This window comes from Rhizobium acaciae (genome assembly GCF_025941625.1).
Classification (GTDB): Bacteria; Pseudomonadota; Alphaproteobacteria; order Rhizobiales; family Rhizobiaceae; genus Rhizobium; species Rhizobium acaciae.
Genome location: NZ_JAPCZO010000007.1, coordinates 77,072 through 92,636, shown reverse-complemented (window position 1 = coordinate 92,636; position 15,565 = coordinate 77,072). Strand labels below are relative to the sequence as shown.

The following is a 15,565-nucleotide window of genomic DNA, read 5'->3' as shown; positions in this document are numbered from 1 at the left end:
TCCGTCCGATCCGCCGTGGCGGCGTCAGAGTAGATGATGTTTGTGAAGGCTTTCCAGCGGCGTTGACAAAAAAACGGGCGCCAATGGCGCCCGTTGCTGAATGTCATCGACACGAACGATGTCAGAAAACGAATTCGCGCGCCTTGGCGAAACCTGGCAGCGGCTTGACCGAGGCATTAAAGAAGACATTTTCCGAAATGGCGCCGCGCTCGGCGACGAAGACCTTGGCGCGGGCGGCATTGCCGTAACCTTCGACGGTGATCAGACGGCCACCATCGCGCAATTGACCGAGAAGGGCCGCCGGAACCTCTTCGACTGCGCCGTTGATGAAGATCAGATCATAGGGAGCGCCGGCAGCGTAGCCCTTTTCGAGCGGGCCGGTCACGACCTCGACCTTGGCGTAGCCGGCAAGCTGCGCCTTCGCTTCAGTGGCCAGCGTCTCTTCGCATTCGAGCGCGATGACGGAGCCGGCAATGATCGACAAGAGCGCCGAGGTGTAACCCGTACCGCAGCCGACCTCGAGCACGAAGTCGTCCTTGGTGATCGCTGCCAGCTGCAGCAGCTTGGCAAGCGGCGATGCTTCCATCAGGAAGCGGGCCGGCTTTGCCGGTGCGGCTGCGAGGATCTCGACGTCGTTGTCGATATAAGCCAGCAGCTTCGCCTTCTCCGGCACGAAAGCCTCACGCGGCACCGTGAGAAACGCCGTCAGCACGGAATGCGAGGTAACGTCCGTCGTGCGAACCTGGGTATCGACCATCTTTACGCGCGCTGCTTCGAAATCCATCATGTCCTCTCGCTCTTGAAAAGCGGTTCCTGTCCCTCGTCTCTTAATCCCCGCCACGGACGCTTTCAAGGCTTGGCAGGCTCCGGCGAAAAGAATCCGGCAGGCGCCCCTTCCGCGCCACAGGGGCAGGATGGACGCTGCAACTCCAGCGTGGAATCTTTTAGCCCCTCATGTTATGATCTGTAGCGGAGGAAATAGGAGGAGCAGGCCATGTCTGCGATTTTCGAGTATTTCACGCTGTTCGATTTCTTCATCGTCGCAGCGCTCATCGGCATATTCTGCTGCGGGCTGCTGGACGGCGAAACGACTTGGAAGCGATAAAGCGTCGAAACGCGCTTAGAGATACTCTGCATGGCGCTTGCGGCAATGATGCCCGGCGCAGGTCCGACATGCGTCGATTCCTTTGAAATCCAGTCCTTGACAGGACGCACGCGCATTAACGTTACGTCAACCATTTTGTTGCGGCGCCCTCGCCTTCCCCTATGGGTGTGCGCATGCAAACCTTCCCGATCCAATCGCGCGGCATAGAACCGCTTCACTACAATGCCGATGCCCGACTGCTGCTGATCAAATACAGCAGCTGCGAGATTCGCAGCTTCACCCGCATTTCGCCGCAGGGCATGCGGCGGCTGCTCGGTGCCGGCCCCGATATCGATGAGGGGCCAGAACTGAGCGATCTGCAATATCAGGCGCAAATCCGGAAAGGCGGCCTGAAGGCGCTCTACCGCCTCACGGGAATCAATCCGTTGCAGTTCGATTTTTCGCCCGGCCAGCGGGTCTGGTAGCATCGCAAACGCCAATGCCGCACCGCTGAGCCAGCCGCCGCGTTTCACGTAGATTATGTCTTGTGGAAGATGTTGGAGGCCTCGCCCGGAATTGAACCGGGGTACAAGGATTTGCAGTCCTCTGCGTCACCACTCCGCCACGAGGCCTCACCTGTGACCGACATCGAAAAATATCGTGTGGTGGCCGCGATTTAGACCAGCTCTAGAATGAGCGCAAGACTTTTCATTCTGAATGCGGTCCTTTTTTTATTCTGAATAGCCATTTGCTGAACGTTCCGGAACCGCCCTGCCCGATCTCGTAAACTGCCGCGTTGTCGGACGCGGCAGCGGGCCTTAGCCGGTCGACTGTTGAACAACCGAACGTTTGGTAACCAATGTCACAAAAGTCCAGAAATAGTGCTTGCGTAATTACTCGCGTGAGCTGTAGCTAATTACTTGGGGCGGGGAGATTCATGAATATAATTAATCACGCAGGCATGTCCTCTGCGGCTGCCATAGCGTCTCCGGACGAAGAAGTTATACAGCTTCTGTATATGACAGCGAAGGAAGTTGATCTCTGTTGTCTCATGACTGATGGGGAATGGGAAGATTACGACAAGACCGTTGTAAATCGCGCATGCGATCTCGGCTTGGTCACTATTCATAGTCCTGGTGGCGGGTGGAGTTACGTGACCGGCTGGCGGCTCACAAAGCTCGGCAAAGAAACAATAGGAATTCCGGCAAAGCTCGGCATCCTATCGCGTCTTCTGGCACTCACCCGCTTTGAACGCTAGTCGATCTCATAAACCGCCGCATTGTCCTGAACCTCGCGCAGCCCCTTATATGATGCATGCCGGGCCTTGCCGTCATGCGCCCACGCCCGGTATTTCAACCTCGGCCACCAACGCCGGCTTGATCCAGACGACATTTTTACGCCAGCCGGAATATTTCACCGCCGGCGCCTTGATCTTGTCTATCGCTTCGCGGAGCTGTGCCTCGCTGCGTTTATTGAAGCCGGTCCCAACCGAGCCGACGTAGACCAGCTCGCCAGCCTTAGGTGCCGCCAGTAATAGCGAGCGGATTTTCCCGAAAGCAGATCCTGACTTCTCGTAGCCGACGATCATGAAGCCGTCGCTCTGGACGCATTTAATTTTGAGCCAATCGCCGCCCCGGCCGGAGCGATAGGGCGCGCGCCGCCGCTTCGAAAAAACGCCTGAAATCGCGTTCTTGTTCAGAACGCCCATTGCTTTTGCTCAGCTTGCGGGGATTTGCAGTCCTCTGCGTCACCACTCCGCCACGAGGCCTCACGCGCTCGTATCTGAGCCGTGGAGAGCGTTTAGAATGATCGCAAGAGGGCATTTCGGAAAAACGCTATTCCGCGGCGGCTGAAACGACCATTTTTCCATCCCGAAACAGAACGGGCGCGGGCTGGAATTTCCACGGCGGTTACGATGCGCCATTTCCTGCCAATGATGGCATTTGAAACAAATTCTTGACTTGACTTCGATCACCGTCCGGGACTCAATTACCCGCGGGAGGGTATAGGAGCTTGAGATGGATTGGGCTGCCCTCAAATCGAAGCGCGTGCGAGCAGCATACGACGCCGAAACCCGGGATCTGCATGTAAAGTTTCCTGGTTCTCCGCCGGTGAAACATGCGGATATTCCGCCGCACGTCCACCGGAACCTGCTGGAAACGGATGATCCATACTTCTATTACCAGTACTATATAGCGCCGTCTCGCGTATCAGCGGGCCCTCGACAACCGGCCTCCGTGGCGTCCTACGCGGTGAAACTCGTCCTCCTCCTTGCCGCCTGCAGCCTGCTGATGACGACCGGCCTCGATCCGGACCATGGCGGAACTTTCGAGGAAAGCGAACTCAGATCCAACTAGACCCGAATGTGGATGAGCTGCGCGCCCAGCCCAATCTCAGGGCCTGCGACAAGGCGGCTGGTTCCGGCGTCGAAATTGTTGTCGCTCCTGTTCTGAGAACGGTAGCGCCGATTGTCCCGCTCGCGGTCGTTCCTCTCATCGCGCTCATTCCGGCCGTTGAAGTTGCGATAGTTGCGAGGCCCGTTGTAGCTGCCGCCCTGACCGTGGTCGACCATGCAGCCTTCGGGACGACGACAGATGCCGCGAGCGTCGAAACCGCCGCTGTCTACTTGGGCCTCGGCAGAGATGCCTGAGAGAAGCGCCGCGGCCGACAGGACGACAACAAAAGATACTTTCATTTCCTCACCTGGACCATTGTGACGCAATTTTGCGTTTTACATTCCACAAACCACGAATGCGAAAAGCGACCCACAGTTCCACACCCTTGCCGATCAGCCAGCCGGTTTTCGCCGCCTGTGCCACCAGACCGCCAACCGCCGCCGAAGCCGGCGCGCGAACGGCAGATCGTGCGAGAGCACGAGGAAACCGAGCGGCAGCATCCAGAAGCCGAGGATGGGCAGGAAACCCAACACGCCGCAGAAAATGAGGGCCATGCCGAGTGCCATCCGCGCGATGCGCGAGCGCGGCATGCCGATGCTGAAGGAGCCGAGCACGAGCCTGCCGCTTGCATGATCGATGCCGAAGCGCCCTGCCCGCGCCTTGCGCTTTTCGTCGCCACTTGTCTCACTGCGATCATTCACATTTGCCATTCCCCAGAGATGGGCGCAGGCATCCCAAATACAAGTTCATTTCATTTTTTTGAAAAAACCGCTTGGCAAATCGGGAAAGCGTTTGTATTAGCCCACTCACACCGCGCCAAGCAGTGATCCCTGGTAGCTCAGCGGTAGAGCATTCGACTGTTAATCGACAGGTCGCCGGTTCGAATCCGGCCCGGGGAGCCATTTTTCAAGTTAAGCGCCTGTTTCGTTGATAACTCCGAATGCAGGCGCTTTCTTCCCCACTTTCCCTCCCGCTTTTTGAAATCGATTTGTTGAAATTGGGGGTCAATAAATTTTCTTGATAATTTCTTCTGAATCTTGAATCCGCTATGACACTAAGGTTTTGCGGTCGCCCCGATGATCGACTGGACGGATCGGCCAAGCAACTATCGCCCTCAGAGCGCGTGTCGTACTTCTCGTCGTACCGTGGTTATTGCGCCTCCCTCACCTAGCCCTAAATCGGCACCCCCCTAATCCTTGCGAAAATTCACGAGGCGCATAAATTCAATCTATCAGATGGCTTTTGCTGGTGACCACGGATGTACTGGCACCCTGCTGATGCAATCAAAGAAGGGTCGGCGCGACCATTCGCCCGACCCTTTCTTTTTATCCAGACCGTTTTGTGGCTACTGCCGATAATCCCCATCCCTGGCCGACACTCCCTTGATCTCCTGGCAGCGCAGCTGCTCAGACCCGGACAGGTAGCGACGTAGATTGCCAAGCCGCATGTCCTTGTGCCGTGGGCAGTTGCCCTCGGTCTTATGAGGCTTGCACAGCCCGCACGACGCCTTGCGAGGACGCTTTCTTTTGTGATGCATGTCCATCTCCGAACGAAATCGGTGCGCCCCGATGGCGCACGCGTATGTTTCGGAGATGAAAAAGCGATTGCGTTGTCATGGTGCCGTTATATCACGGCTTGGGAGCGAGAGAAGACCATCGGCGCTGCCGTTGGCCCACCGCGTTTTGAACGTAGACCGTGAATAGAAAACGGGATCAGCTCGGCGCCTATGATTGCAATCTTCATCAACGGTCTCCCAAGCTATGGAATATACCGCCATCCGCGCACACTTCGCCGTCAAGCCGGCAGCCTAATCATGCGCTGTTACGATGGGTAGGCAACCGCTGGCCAAAAAACTGCCGGCGGTGTACAGCAAACGCCATGGCGCTAGATCCTGAAAAAGCATTCTTAGATTACAGTGCGGCCGACTGCAGTGTGCAGTTTTGGACCGCCAACGCACCGGCTGTGCAATTCACGTCTTTGGAAGCCGCCGTCAGGTTCGCAAAAGACCATGGCGGCAGGTGGGAAGAGATTGAGATAACAGTTCATCTGCCGCGCGAGGACATCGCCTTCGCCACCGGAAAAGTGCATCAACTCATTGACGCCTTGCCAGGTGACCTCCGGAAGAAACGGTAATGAGGCGGATTGGCTAGTCAATAGAACGGGCCGGCTCGCTGCTGGTGTAGGCGCAGGTGGTTCTCGCGCGGCCCTCGCGACCCTACTGGCGCCTGCCTAACACCTCCCCCAAGCTGCCCGGTTTTCCAGACAAGAGCCGACCTTTTAATAACTACATGAACGGCCCTCGCGGGGGCGGAAGCCATCGGCGCAGGCCGGGTTCATCGAATCTCCCGGCTGATATCCTGACGCCGAGCCATATGAATTCGGCGGCGTCGAGCAGGCCGAAGTCATGGCGGCAAGACTGATTGCTCCGGCTGCTACAAATGCCCGAAATTTGTTCATCGATGCCTCTCCAGTTTGGGCCGTGACCGAGTGACGAGAGCTTCTGCTCTCTCCTGCCAAGATCACCTTGTCCCTCAAGATATGGCGCTCTCTTCGCCGGACGTCAGCTCCGAACGCACAAGATTCTTATCAATCTCGATCAGCTCCGCATGAAGAGCGTCGACGACCAAGCCGGCCGGGAACAAAGACCGTGGTTCAAAGTTGAGTGGCATCAACCACGTAACGTCAGTTTCTGACAGGAGGTCTTTCATGGGTCGCGGTATTCTGCTTTGGCTGCTTGGTGTTCCACTGCCGATCATCATCCTTCTTGCTCTGTTTATGCGATAGGGACAGATCATGTCGGTTTCAATGACAGGTTCCGGAGAGATTGCTACTCCGGTCGAATCCTCCAAATCCGCCATGACATGGGGGCCTATCTTCGGAGGCGCTGCTGCTGCCATCGGAGTGACCCTCATTCTTTTGCTGCTTGGATCCGGGGTTGGGTTGACGATGGTGTCGCCCTGGTCGGGGCAAAGCAGCTCGCTCGGCACGGTCGGGGTGACGGCGGCGATCTGGCTCGTTGTCGTCCAATGGCTCTCCTCCGGGCTCGGTGGCTATATCACCGGCCGGCTGCGCACGAAGTGGGCGGCCGTCCACACCGACGAAGTGTTCTTCCGTGACACCGCGCATGGCTTCATCAGCTGGGCGCTGGCGACGATCTTCGTTGCCGGCTTTCTAGCCTCGTCGCTGACCTCGCTTGCCGGTGCCGGCGCACAAGCCGTGGGTTCGGCGGCCGCCGCCGCAGGTACGGCGGCATCATCGACGGCATCGGCCGCGGATCTGCCCACCGCCTATTTTACCGACGCTTTGCTGCGTCCTGAACAGGCCCGCACAGGAGCAACATCCGATGATACCGCAGCAACAGCAGAAGTCTCCCGCATCCTTCTCAACGGTGCTGCCGCCGGCCAGATCCCGGATGATGACAAGGCCTATCTTGCCACCATCGTCTCTGCTCGCACCGGTCTTTCCGAGGCCGATGCACGCACGCGCGTCGACACTGTGCTGAAGCGCATCGACGACGCCAAGGTCGCAGCCCAGAAAGCCGCCGATGAGGCACGCAAGGCTGCCTCCACCACGGCATTGCTCGGCGCGTTGTCACTTCTGATCGGGGCTTTCATCGCTGCCGCCGCAGCAGCGTTTGGCGGGTCGCAACGCGACGAAGAGGAAGACCTCCTCGTCACGCCCCGGATCTAAGGCCCGAGGCTCAGGATCAACGGAAACCGGGGCGCTGGGTCGAAAGGCCCCGCGCCCCATTTATGTGGAGCCATCCCCGGCTCTGCTGTGGTTGGATCATCGTCCGCCCCAGGCCTTTTTCTCAGTGGCGGTTTATTTCGCATCAAGCGGAACATGTGGCCGTCGTTGAGCTTCGGTTAGGTAAACCCTTTCCGGAGAATGTAGATGGCCAAGAAGACGTCCAAAACCTCGCCCTCGGACAACGTAACGATCCATGATCAGAAACTGCACCGGGGTGCAGGCGGTGAGCTTCATCAGTTTGCCGAAGACGGGATGCCGGTGCTGACCACAGCGCAAGGTGGCCCCGTTTCCGACGATCAAAACACGCTTCGTCTCGGCGCCCGCGGCCCCGCCCTCGTCGATGACTTCCATTTCCGCGAGAAAATCTTTCATTTCGACCACGAGCGCATTCCCGAGCGGGTCGTGCATGCACGCGGTTACGGCGCCCATGGCTACTTCGAAACATACGAATCCCTGGCAGCCTATACGCGGGCCGATCTTTTCCAGCGGCCCGGCGAAAAGACGCCGGCCTTCGTGCGGTTTTCGACCGTTGCCGGCAGCAAGGGTTCCTTCGATCTGGCGCGCGACGTGCGCGGTTTCGCCGTGAAGATCTACACCCAGCAGGGGAATTGGGACCTGGTCGGCAACAATATCCCGGTTTTCTTCATTCAGGACGCGATCAAATTTCCCGACCTCATCCATTCCGTAAAGCCGGAACCCGACAAGGAATTCCCGCAAGCGCAGTCGGCGCATGACAATTTCTGGGATTTCATCACTCTCACGCCCGAAAGCATGCACATGATCATGTGGGTGATGTCTGACCGCGCCATTCCACGTTCGTTCCGCTTCATGGAGGGTTTCGGCGTTCACACCTTCCGCTTCGTCAACGCGGCAGATGAATCGACCTTCGTCAAATTCCACTGGAAACCGAAGCTCGGCCTGCAGTCCGTCGCCTGGAACGAGGCAGTCAAGATCAATGGGGCCGATCCGGATTTCCATCGCCGCGACCTCTGGCAGGCGATCCAGTCGGGAAACTTTCCGGAATGGGAACTCTGCGTGCAACTTTTCGATCAGGACTTCGCCGACACTTTCGACTTCGACATCCTCGATCCGACGAAGATCATCCCCGAGGAGATCCTTCCGGTCAAACCGATCGGCCGTCTTGTGCTCGACCGAATGCCCGACAACTTTTTTGCCGAGACCGAGCAGGTCGCCTTCATGACGCAGAACGTTCCCCCCGGCATCGACTTCAGCAACGATCCACTGCTGCAGGGGCGGAATTTCTCCTATCTCGACACGCAGCTGAAACGTTTGGGCGGTCCGAATTTCACGCATCTGCCGATCAACGCGCCGAAGTGTCCCTTCCACAATTTTCAGCAGGATGGCCACATGGCGATGCGCAATCCCGTCGGACGCGTCAATTACCAGCCGAACTCCTGGAATCAGGGGCCGCGGGAATCCCCGGTTCAAGGCTACCGGCACTTCCCGGCCGAGGAGCAGGGTCCCAAGGTTCGGCTGCGGCCGGAAAGCTTTGCCGATCATTACAGCCAGGCCCGACAGTTCTACATCAGCCAGACTCCACCGGAACAACGCCATATCGCCGCAGCGCTGATCTTCGAACTGAGCAAGGTCGAAACGCCGGTCATTCGTGAGCGTATGGTCTCGCATCTCTTGAACATCGATGAGACGCTGGCCAGTAAGGTCGGCCACGCACTCGGCTTCAAATCGATGCCGAAGCCTGCCGATGCCGCCATGCCGACGCGACAGGATCTCGAGCCGTCGCCGGCGCTCAGCATCATAGAGCGCGGTCCAAAGCGGTTCGAAGGACGTAAGCTCGGCATTCTTGTCAGCGATGGCGCCGATGCCGCTATCTTCAAGGCGCTGCTTGCCGAGATCACCGAGCAGAAAGCAGCGTTCGAAGTGATCGCACCAAAGATCGGCGGCGTGACGCTCTCGGACGGCAACTGGATCGAGGCGCATCAGATGATCGACGGCGGACCTTCGGTGCTTTACGACGCCGTCGCCCTCCTCCTCTCGGCCGAGGGAACCGGCGACCTGCTGAAGGAGGCAACGGCCCGCGATTTCGTGGCGGACGCCTTCGTACACTGCAAGTTCATCGGCTATGTGGAAACAGCGCTGCCGCTGATGCAGAAGGCCGGAATTGCCGATTCACTGGATGAGGGCGTGATTGCGCTCGGAGCGGCGAAGGATGTCACGGCTTTTATCAAGGCGCTTGGCAAACTGCGTGTCTGGGGCCGGGAGCCATCAGTCAAATTGAATTGACCGTCTTATCGCCGCTATCCGGGAACGGCCTGTCGTACCATAAAACCCGTGGAAACGCGGGTTTTATGTCATTCGCGGCGCCCCAGCGTGCTCAGAAACGCGGCCACTCCAAAAAATAAATCATTGTGCACTGCAGCAACCTTTTCGTAGACTGACGCGTTTAGTTCAGCATCACCGCCATCCCGGCTGCTGATTGGCGGAGACTTTCATGAGATCTATGTCGGACACTCTCGCACGCCTTGCTGCGCTGCGAGGAACCCTTCGCGCCCAACCCACGCAGGACAATCCCGACCTCGTCGCCTTGGAGACGTTTGGCTCTAACCCGGGCGCCTTGGGGGGCTACACCTATCTGCCGTCGAAACGCGGGAAAAACACGGCCCTGGTCGTCGTCCTGCACGGCTGCACCCAGACCGCCGCCGGGTATGATATCGGGTCCGGGTGGTCGCGATTGGCCGAGGACTATGGCTTCGCGCTGCTGTTTCCCGAGCAGCGAAGGGCAAACAATCCGAACCTCTGTTTCAATTGGTTTAACCCGGAGGACATAAACCGGGATCACGGCGAGGTTTTTTCCATTCGCCAGATGATCGCAAAGGTCGCTGCGGAACACGGTATCGACGGCAGGCGCGTGTTCGTGACCGGGCTTTCGGCGGGCGGCGCCATGGCCGCTGCCATGCTCGCCACCTATCCGGACGTTTTTTCGGGCGGCGCGATCATCGCAGGCCTGCCATATGCAAGTGCCGCGACCATTCCCGAGGCGTTCGATCGGATGCGCGGTCACGGCAGCCCGACTGCCAAAGAGCTTGAACTGCGATTGAGAAAGGCTTCAGGGCACAAAGGCCCGTGGCCGACATTATCACTTTGGCAGGGAACCGCAGACAGAACCGTCGTGTCATCCAATGCGAATGCAATCGTGGAGCAATGGAGAAATATCCATGGCGTCGACATATCGCCGGGGCGCGTCGAAGATATCGGACAACATCAGCGAAAGATCTGGACCGATGCTCACGGTGTCGACGTGATCGAACTCTATACGATTGCCGGGATGGATCACGGCACGCCGCTCGATGTCGGCACCGGCTACGGAGCAAGCGGCCCCTTCATGCTTGACGTCGGAATTTCCTCGACGGTCGAAATTGCCAGGTCCTGGGGTCTGGTCCCCTCATTTGAAAAACGGCGCAACGCGAAACCCTCGGCTGCGCAACCGGAAAACGCCGCAGGCCCATTCGGCGCGGGCAGCGACCGGGGCGGCATTCAGAAAATCATTGAAGATGCCCTCCGGTCCGCCGGGCTAATGCGATAGTCATATCTAATTAAAGTGGAGATTTGTAGACAAGAATAAATACGCGGAATAGGAATGGCGCTCATCGTCATACGGGGAGACACCATGGTTCCGCTTTCGCTTTTTATCACAACTGCTTCGCGCCGCCGCATGGCGGCTGCACTTGCCGCCGTGCTGTTTGCACCGGCAGCTTTTGCCGAAGAGATCGTCTTCAAGGATCAGGGGAACCGCGAGGTGCGGCTGGCAAAGGCTGCCGAACGTGTGGTCTCGATCGTCATCCCAATGGCTTCTACCGTCATCGCGCTGGATGGCAGCACCCGGAAGCTCATTGGCATGAACCCGACGGCAAAGAGCGCCGTGGTCGAAGGGATTATCGGAAAGATCTTCCCCGAGGCGAAGGATATTCCGTCTGATGTAACCGCGCCGAATTTCGTGCCGAACGTCGAGGCGCTCACCGCCGCCAATCCCGATCTCGTCATTCAGTGGGGTGATCGCGGCGCCGATATCGTCGCGCCCATCACCAATGCCGGCCTCACCGCGATGCTGATCCTTTACGGCACGGAAGAGCTGACCCGCGATTATATGACCATGGCTGCGAAGGCGATCGGCAAGCCGGAGCGGATCGGTGAACTGGTGGAGTGGCGCGACCGCGTCCAGAAGGATATCGAAGCCAAGGCGACTGCTATCCCCGACGAAAAGAAGCCGAATGTTCTCTACCTCGGCCGTGCGCTCTCCGATATCAGCGCCTCCGGCACGAAGGGCAATTACAATGCCTGGTCCATCCAGCTTGCGGGCGGCAGGAACGCCTCGGCCGAACTCAACGGCACGGTCTCGGTGAACAAGGAGCAGATCGCCGCGTGGAACCCCGACGTCATCTTCCTCAATGCATTCGAGGCAAAGCTTGATATCGACTGGGTCTATAACGATCCGATCCTGTCTCTCACCAATGCCGCCAAATCCAAGCGGGTCTACAAGATGCCGCTCGGCGGCTATCGCTGGGATCCGCCGAGCCAGGAATCGCCGTTGTCCTGGATGTGGACGGCCAACCTGCTCCATCCCGAGATCTTCAAATACGACCTGCGGACGGAAATGAAGACGGCCTACAAGACCCTTTACAACTACGACCTGGCCGATAGCGATATCGACAATATCCTTTGGCTGAAGGAACAGGGCGCCGCCGCCGACTACGCGCAGTTCGAGGCGAAGTGACGTCATGGCGACGATAACGCAGGAGGAGACGGCGCCTGCCGTCCACCGCATTCACCTCGCCAGGCAGGCGCTGGTCTTTGCCTTGCTGCTGGCGCTGCTGGTGGTCGCCTTCACCGTCAGTCTCTGCGTCGGGCGGTTCTCGGTGCCGGCTGGACGCGCGCTCGAACTGATCTGGCAGGGGATCAGCGACCCCTCGCGGGAGCTTGCCGGGATCGACGAGCGCATCGTGCTGCTGGTGCGTGCGCCGCGCGTCGTGCTTGCGGCACTTGCCGGCGCCGGGCTTGCCATTTCGGGCGCCGGCCTTCAGGGCGTGTTTCGAAATCCGCTGGTTTCGCCAGACATACTGGGCATTTCCCAGGGGGCGGCCTTCGGCGGCGCGCTGGCGATCATGCTCGGCATCTGGGGATTTCCGTTGATCGCCATGGTGTTCCTCTGCGGCATGGTGGCCGTCATCCTGGTGGGGCTGCTCTCGCGCATCAACGGCCGGTCGGAAACGGTCACCGTGATCCTGTCGGGGCTGGTCATCAGCTCGATGTTCTCGGCAGTAGTCTCTCTGCTACAATTCATCGCCGATCCCAACACATCCCTTCCCGCCATCGTCTACTGGCTGATGGGATCCTTTGCGACGGCCACCTGGGAGCGCACGCTGGTGGCAGCACCAGGCCTCATCCTCGGAAGCTGCTTCCTGTGGATGCTCCGCTTCCGGCTCAACATCCTGTCGCTCGACGAAGCCGAGGCCCGCAGCCTCGGCGCCAATACGATACGCGAGAGATGGCTGGTCTTCTGCCTCATCGCCGTCATCGTCGGCAGCCAGGTCGCGGTTTCGGGCATCATCGGCTGGATCGGCATCGTTATTCCCCACGCCGCCCGTCTGCTGGTCGGCCATGATCACCGCGCGCTGCTGCCGGCAGCAGCCGTGCTCGGCGCAGGCTTCATGGTCTGCATCGACACCCTCGCCCGCACGGCGACGGCCGCGGAAATCCCGCTCGGCGTCATCACCGCCCTTGTCGGCGCGCCGATCTTTGCGGCACTCCTGCGCCATCACTATCGTGAAAGGACCGGATCATGATCGGATTGACAGATGCGGTCGTCAGGTTCGGGGCACGCACCATCCTCGACCGCCTGAGTTTCTCGGTTCCCGTCGGGCGGTCGCTCGCCATTCTCGGCCCCAACGGACGGGGCAAGACGACGACGCTGAAAGCCATGCTCGGCTTCCAGCGCCTGGACGAAGGCAGCCGCGTCGCGCCTGCCATCGTCGGCTATGTCCCGCAGACCGGAAGCAGCAACCAGCGCTACCGCGCCATCGATGTCGCCGTCATGGGGCGGGCAGCGCATCTCGGCCTGTTCGGGCAACCGGGACCTTCCGATTTCGAAATTGCCCATGCCGCGCTTGAGCGGGCGGGAGCGGCGCGCTTTGCCGATCATTTCTTCGACCGGCTGTCCGGCGGCGAACGGCAGCTCGTGCTTCTGGCGCGAGCGCTCGCCACCGGGTCGGAGGCGATCGTCCTCGACGAGCCGGCGGCGGCACTCGACCTTCGCAACCAGGAGCGGCTGCTGAACCTGCTCCAAAGCCTGCGTGAACCGCGCGACAAGGCAATCGCCTTCACGACGCATGATCCGAACCATGCGCTTGCCGCCGCCGACGATGCGCTGCTGATGATGCCGGATGGTCAATCGCTGTTCGGTCCGGTCGCAGAGACGATCACGCCGGAACATCTCGAACGGCTTTACGGTGTCCCGATGCGGGTGGTCGAGCTTATCGGCCCGACAGGCGACGGGCATCAGGCGGTTCTGCCGGCCTTTGCAGGAATTCGCGCCGCATGAGCATCCTTCTGATCCAGTCGCATTATCAAGACCCTTTCAGCATGAGCCCGCCGGCTTTCGCCGAGGCGACCGCGCAGGGCAAGCTGATCACCGTGCGCGAGATGGAGCTGACCGAGGCGCATTTCGCCGCCGCAAGCGGCCTCATCACCACGACCCATCTCGATCAGGTCGGCTTCCTCAGATACGCGCCGGCGATGGCGTCCTTCCTCGACCGAGGCGGCCGGTGGATCTTCAGCGGCCACATGCTTCGGCCGATCCTGCCGGAACTCGGCACCTATATCCCGATGCCGCAGCCGAAAAGAGCCGACTTCGTACAGGTCAGGCAATTCGATCATCCTGTTTTTACCGGCATCGACCAGAGGATGCTGGAAACGAACCGCGGCGTCGCGGGTTTCTACGGCCGCGGACACAATCCGATGCCATCAGGCGCCGTTGCGATCAATACGTTGGGACCGGCTGAGGTCCCCGTCGACTGGATCTGGGCGCGGCCGGAGGGCGGAGAAATATTGTCGCATGCCGGGAACGAGTTCTGGGGTTGCGGAGACGATCCCGACATCAAAAAGCAACTGGCCGGCCGTGTTGTCGCCTGGCTGGCGGGGGAGATGAACCGATGAGCGTGCTCGCGATCCATCCCGGCGCCTACTACCACATCGAGACGCTGGAAGCGCCGCGCTACCGGCATCATTTCGACAGGCTGGTGCGCCCGGAGGAGCTGCCCTCGACCGAACTCAGCGAACATCAGGTGTTGTTCATTCCCTGCCGGACGCCGGCGGACCGGATGGAGCCGCATGCGGCGCAACTGCGCGCCTATCTCGACCAGGGCGGCACGATCGTTGCGACCGGCGAGACGGCATGGGAAGCGTTTCTGCCGGCGATCCATTTCACGCCGCAACCGACAAACTGGTGGTGGTGGCTGACCGAAGGCGCCGATCTCGGCGTCAGGATCGCAGCACCCGGCCATTCGCTGTTCGAACATCTTAGGCAGGACGATCTGACCTGGCACCTTCATGGCTGGTTCGCTCCACCAGAGGGCGTCGAGGTTCTGGCAGTGAACAAGGAAGGTAAGCCGATCCTCTATGTGGACGAGGTCACGACGGCCGGGCGCATGGTGATCACCAGCCTCGACCCCTGCTTCCACCACGGATCGCATTTTATGCCGGCAACGACGCGCTTCCTGGATGGTTTCCTTCCGTGGATGCGCAAGGAACTGGACAAGGGAAAATCGGAATGAACGAAACAAAGATCGAAGTGCTCGAAGACGGCAAGCCGCTTGCCTACGGCTTCACCGACATCACGCATTATCACGGCTATGGTTTCCCTGGCGGCGTCGCCCATGCCTTCAAGGTGATGGAGCGCGCCTTTCCGCTGCTCAGCACCGACGGACCGCCGGAGCGCCGCGAAATCTCGATCCGCACGGCCTTTCGCGGTCCGGGCGGGCGCGATGCCTTCGAAATGGTGACACGCGCATTGACGGAAGGACGCTACAGCGTCGACCCCTCGCTCGATCGACCGGAGCGCGGCGATATCCTCGCCCGCTACGTCTTCGAGCTCAGCTATCGCGGCCGCACCGTCACCCTGCAACTGTGCGACGGTCATGTCCGCGAGGAATTCATCATGCTCGGCCGCAAGCCCGACCGGACACCCCAGGAAGAGGAGCGTCTCGCCTGGCTAAAGCAGGAGATGGCGGACCGCCTGCTGGCGTTGCCGCCGGAGGCGGTTTACGAAGAGGGATAGGACGACCACTCAGATTCGGCAGACCTC

18 protein-coding genes, 2 tRNA genes and 1 pseudogene are annotated in these 15,565 nt (G+C 59.8%); 14 read left to right on the top strand and 7 right to left on the bottom strand.

Going from position 1 to position 15,565, the window contains the following annotated elements:
• Window positions 1–121: 121 nt before the first annotated feature.
• Window positions 122–787, bottom strand: a complete 666-nt coding sequence (locus OLZ32_RS13075; protein ID WP_017991190.1) for a protein-L-isoaspartate O-methyltransferase family protein — start codon at window positions 785–787, stop codon at window positions 122–124.
• A 479-nt stretch (window positions 788–1,266) separates the two neighbouring features.
• On the opposite strand from OLZ32_RS13075, the gene OLZ32_RS39225 reads away from it, so the two are divergent.
• Window positions 1,267–1,569: a hypothetical protein gene (locus tag OLZ32_RS39225; RefSeq protein ID WP_319641106.1), complete on the top strand. Its 303-nt coding sequence runs from the start codon at window positions 1,267–1,269 to the stop codon at window positions 1,567–1,569.
• Between the two features lie 73 nt (window positions 1,570–1,642).
• Here OLZ32_RS39225 and OLZ32_RS13065 read toward each other — a convergent pair.
• Window positions 1,643–1,716, bottom strand: a tRNA-Cys gene (locus tag OLZ32_RS13065).
• A 305-nt stretch (window positions 1,717–2,021) separates the two neighbouring features.
• On the opposite strand from OLZ32_RS13065, the gene OLZ32_RS13060 reads away from it, so the two are divergent.
• A complete protein-coding gene (locus OLZ32_RS13060) occupies window positions 2,022–2,342 on the top strand; it encodes a hypothetical protein (protein ID WP_003538942.1) in 321 nt (106 codons plus the stop codon).
• Here OLZ32_RS13060 and OLZ32_RS13055 read toward each other — a convergent pair.
• Window positions 2,339–2,750: pseudogene (locus OLZ32_RS13055) on the bottom strand (ATP dependent DNA ligase); the annotation flags it as partial. The gene OLZ32_RS13060 and the pseudogene OLZ32_RS13055 sit on opposite strands and share 4 nt — an antisense overlap.
• Before the next feature lie 352 nt (window positions 2,751–3,102).
• On the opposite strand from OLZ32_RS13055, the gene OLZ32_RS13050 reads away from it, so the two are divergent.
• On the top strand, window positions 3,103–3,441 hold the full coding sequence (locus OLZ32_RS13050; protein ID WP_264421242.1) for a KTSC domain-containing protein: 339 nt from the start codon (window positions 3,103–3,105) through the stop codon (window positions 3,439–3,441).
• Here OLZ32_RS13050 and OLZ32_RS13045 read toward each other — a convergent pair.
• Both OLZ32_RS13045 and OLZ32_RS13040 read right to left on the bottom strand, forming a co-directional pair.
• Complete coding sequence (locus OLZ32_RS13045; RefSeq protein WP_003538937.1) at window positions 3,438–3,779, bottom strand: hypothetical protein; 342 nt, start codon at window positions 3,777–3,779, stop codon at window positions 3,438–3,440. The two genes, OLZ32_RS13050 and OLZ32_RS13045, sit on opposite strands and share 4 nt — an antisense overlap.
• 93 nt (window positions 3,780–3,872) lie before the next feature.
• Window positions 3,873–4,190 carry a membrane protein gene (locus OLZ32_RS13040; RefSeq protein ID WP_017991186.1) on the bottom strand — a complete coding sequence of 106 codons (318 nt, stop codon included), beginning with the start codon at window positions 4,188–4,190 and terminating at the stop codon, window positions 3,873–3,875.
• Between the two features lie 117 nt (window positions 4,191–4,307).
• Between OLZ32_RS13040 and OLZ32_RS13035 the strand changes: the two genes are divergently transcribed.
• Window positions 4,308–4,382, top strand: a tRNA-Asn gene (locus tag OLZ32_RS13035).
• Between the two features lie 976 nt (window positions 4,383–5,358).
• Window positions 5,359–5,613: a hypothetical protein gene (locus OLZ32_RS13030; protein ID WP_017991185.1), complete on the top strand. Its 255-nt coding sequence runs from the start codon at window positions 5,359–5,361 to the stop codon at window positions 5,611–5,613.
• Between the two features lie 144 nt (window positions 5,614–5,757).
• On the opposite strand, the gene OLZ32_RS13025 is transcribed toward OLZ32_RS13030, so the two are convergent.
• Both OLZ32_RS13025 and OLZ32_RS13020 read right to left on the bottom strand, forming a co-directional pair.
• Complete coding sequence (locus OLZ32_RS13025) at window positions 5,758–5,937, bottom strand: hypothetical protein (RefSeq protein ID WP_003538930.1); 180 nt, start codon at window positions 5,935–5,937, stop codon at window positions 5,758–5,760.
• 74 nt (window positions 5,938–6,011) lie between these two features.
• On the bottom strand, window positions 6,012–6,377 hold the full coding sequence (locus OLZ32_RS13020; RefSeq protein ID WP_264395820.1) for a hypothetical protein: 366 nt from the start codon (window positions 6,375–6,377) through the stop codon (window positions 6,012–6,014).
• On the opposite strand from OLZ32_RS13020, the gene OLZ32_RS13015 reads away from it, so the two are divergent.
• The 9 genes from OLZ32_RS13015 (at window position 6,274) to OLZ32_RS12975 (ending at window position 15,538) form a co-directional block, all read left to right on the top strand.
• Window positions 6,274–7,170, top strand: coding sequence for a hypothetical protein (locus OLZ32_RS13015; RefSeq protein WP_264421240.1), 897 nt, complete (start codon window positions 6,274–6,276; stop codon window positions 7,168–7,170). The genes OLZ32_RS13020 and OLZ32_RS13015 overlap by 104 nt on opposite strands.
• A gap of 204 nt (window positions 7,171–7,374) precedes the next feature.
• The gene (gene katE, locus OLZ32_RS13010) at window positions 7,375–9,492 is read left to right on the top strand and encodes a catalase (protein ID WP_264395687.1); all 2,118 of its coding nucleotides are present in this window, start codon (window positions 7,375–7,377) and stop codon (window positions 9,490–9,492) included.
• 208 nt (window positions 9,493–9,700) lie between these two features.
• Window positions 9,701–10,792 (top strand): extracellular catalytic domain type 1 short-chain-length polyhydroxyalkanoate depolymerase, encoded by a 1,092-nt coding sequence (locus OLZ32_RS13005; RefSeq protein ID WP_264395688.1) that lies wholly within the window; start codon window positions 9,701–9,703, stop codon window positions 10,790–10,792.
• 54 nt (window positions 10,793–10,846) lie between these two features.
• Window positions 10,847–11,980 (top strand): ABC transporter substrate-binding protein, encoded by a 1,134-nt coding sequence (locus OLZ32_RS13000; RefSeq protein ID WP_264395689.1) that lies wholly within the window; start codon window positions 10,847–10,849, stop codon window positions 11,978–11,980.
• 4 nt (window positions 11,981–11,984) lie between these two features.
• A complete protein-coding gene (locus tag OLZ32_RS12995) occupies window positions 11,985–13,049 on the top strand; it encodes a FecCD family ABC transporter permease (RefSeq protein WP_264395690.1) in 1,065 nt (354 codons plus the stop codon).
• Window positions 13,046–13,804, top strand: a complete 759-nt coding sequence (locus tag OLZ32_RS12990; protein WP_264395691.1) for an ABC transporter ATP-binding protein — start codon at window positions 13,046–13,048, stop codon at window positions 13,802–13,804. Before OLZ32_RS12995 ends, OLZ32_RS12990 begins: the two co-directional genes overlap by 4 nt.
• Complete coding sequence (locus OLZ32_RS12985; RefSeq protein ID WP_003538916.1) at window positions 13,801–14,418, top strand: hypothetical protein; 618 nt, start codon at window positions 13,801–13,803, stop codon at window positions 14,416–14,418. Before OLZ32_RS12990 ends, OLZ32_RS12985 begins: the two co-directional genes overlap by 4 nt.
• On the top strand, window positions 14,415–15,035 hold the full coding sequence (locus OLZ32_RS12980; protein ID WP_264395692.1) for a hypothetical protein: 621 nt from the start codon (window positions 14,415–14,417) through the stop codon (window positions 15,033–15,035). The genes OLZ32_RS12985 and OLZ32_RS12980 overlap by 4 nt, the downstream gene beginning before the upstream one ends.
• Complete coding sequence (locus OLZ32_RS12975; protein ID WP_264395693.1) at window positions 15,032–15,538, top strand: hypothetical protein; 507 nt, start codon at window positions 15,032–15,034, stop codon at window positions 15,536–15,538. The genes OLZ32_RS12980 and OLZ32_RS12975 overlap by 4 nt, the downstream gene beginning before the upstream one ends.
• Window positions 15,539–15,565: the final 27 nt, after the last annotated feature.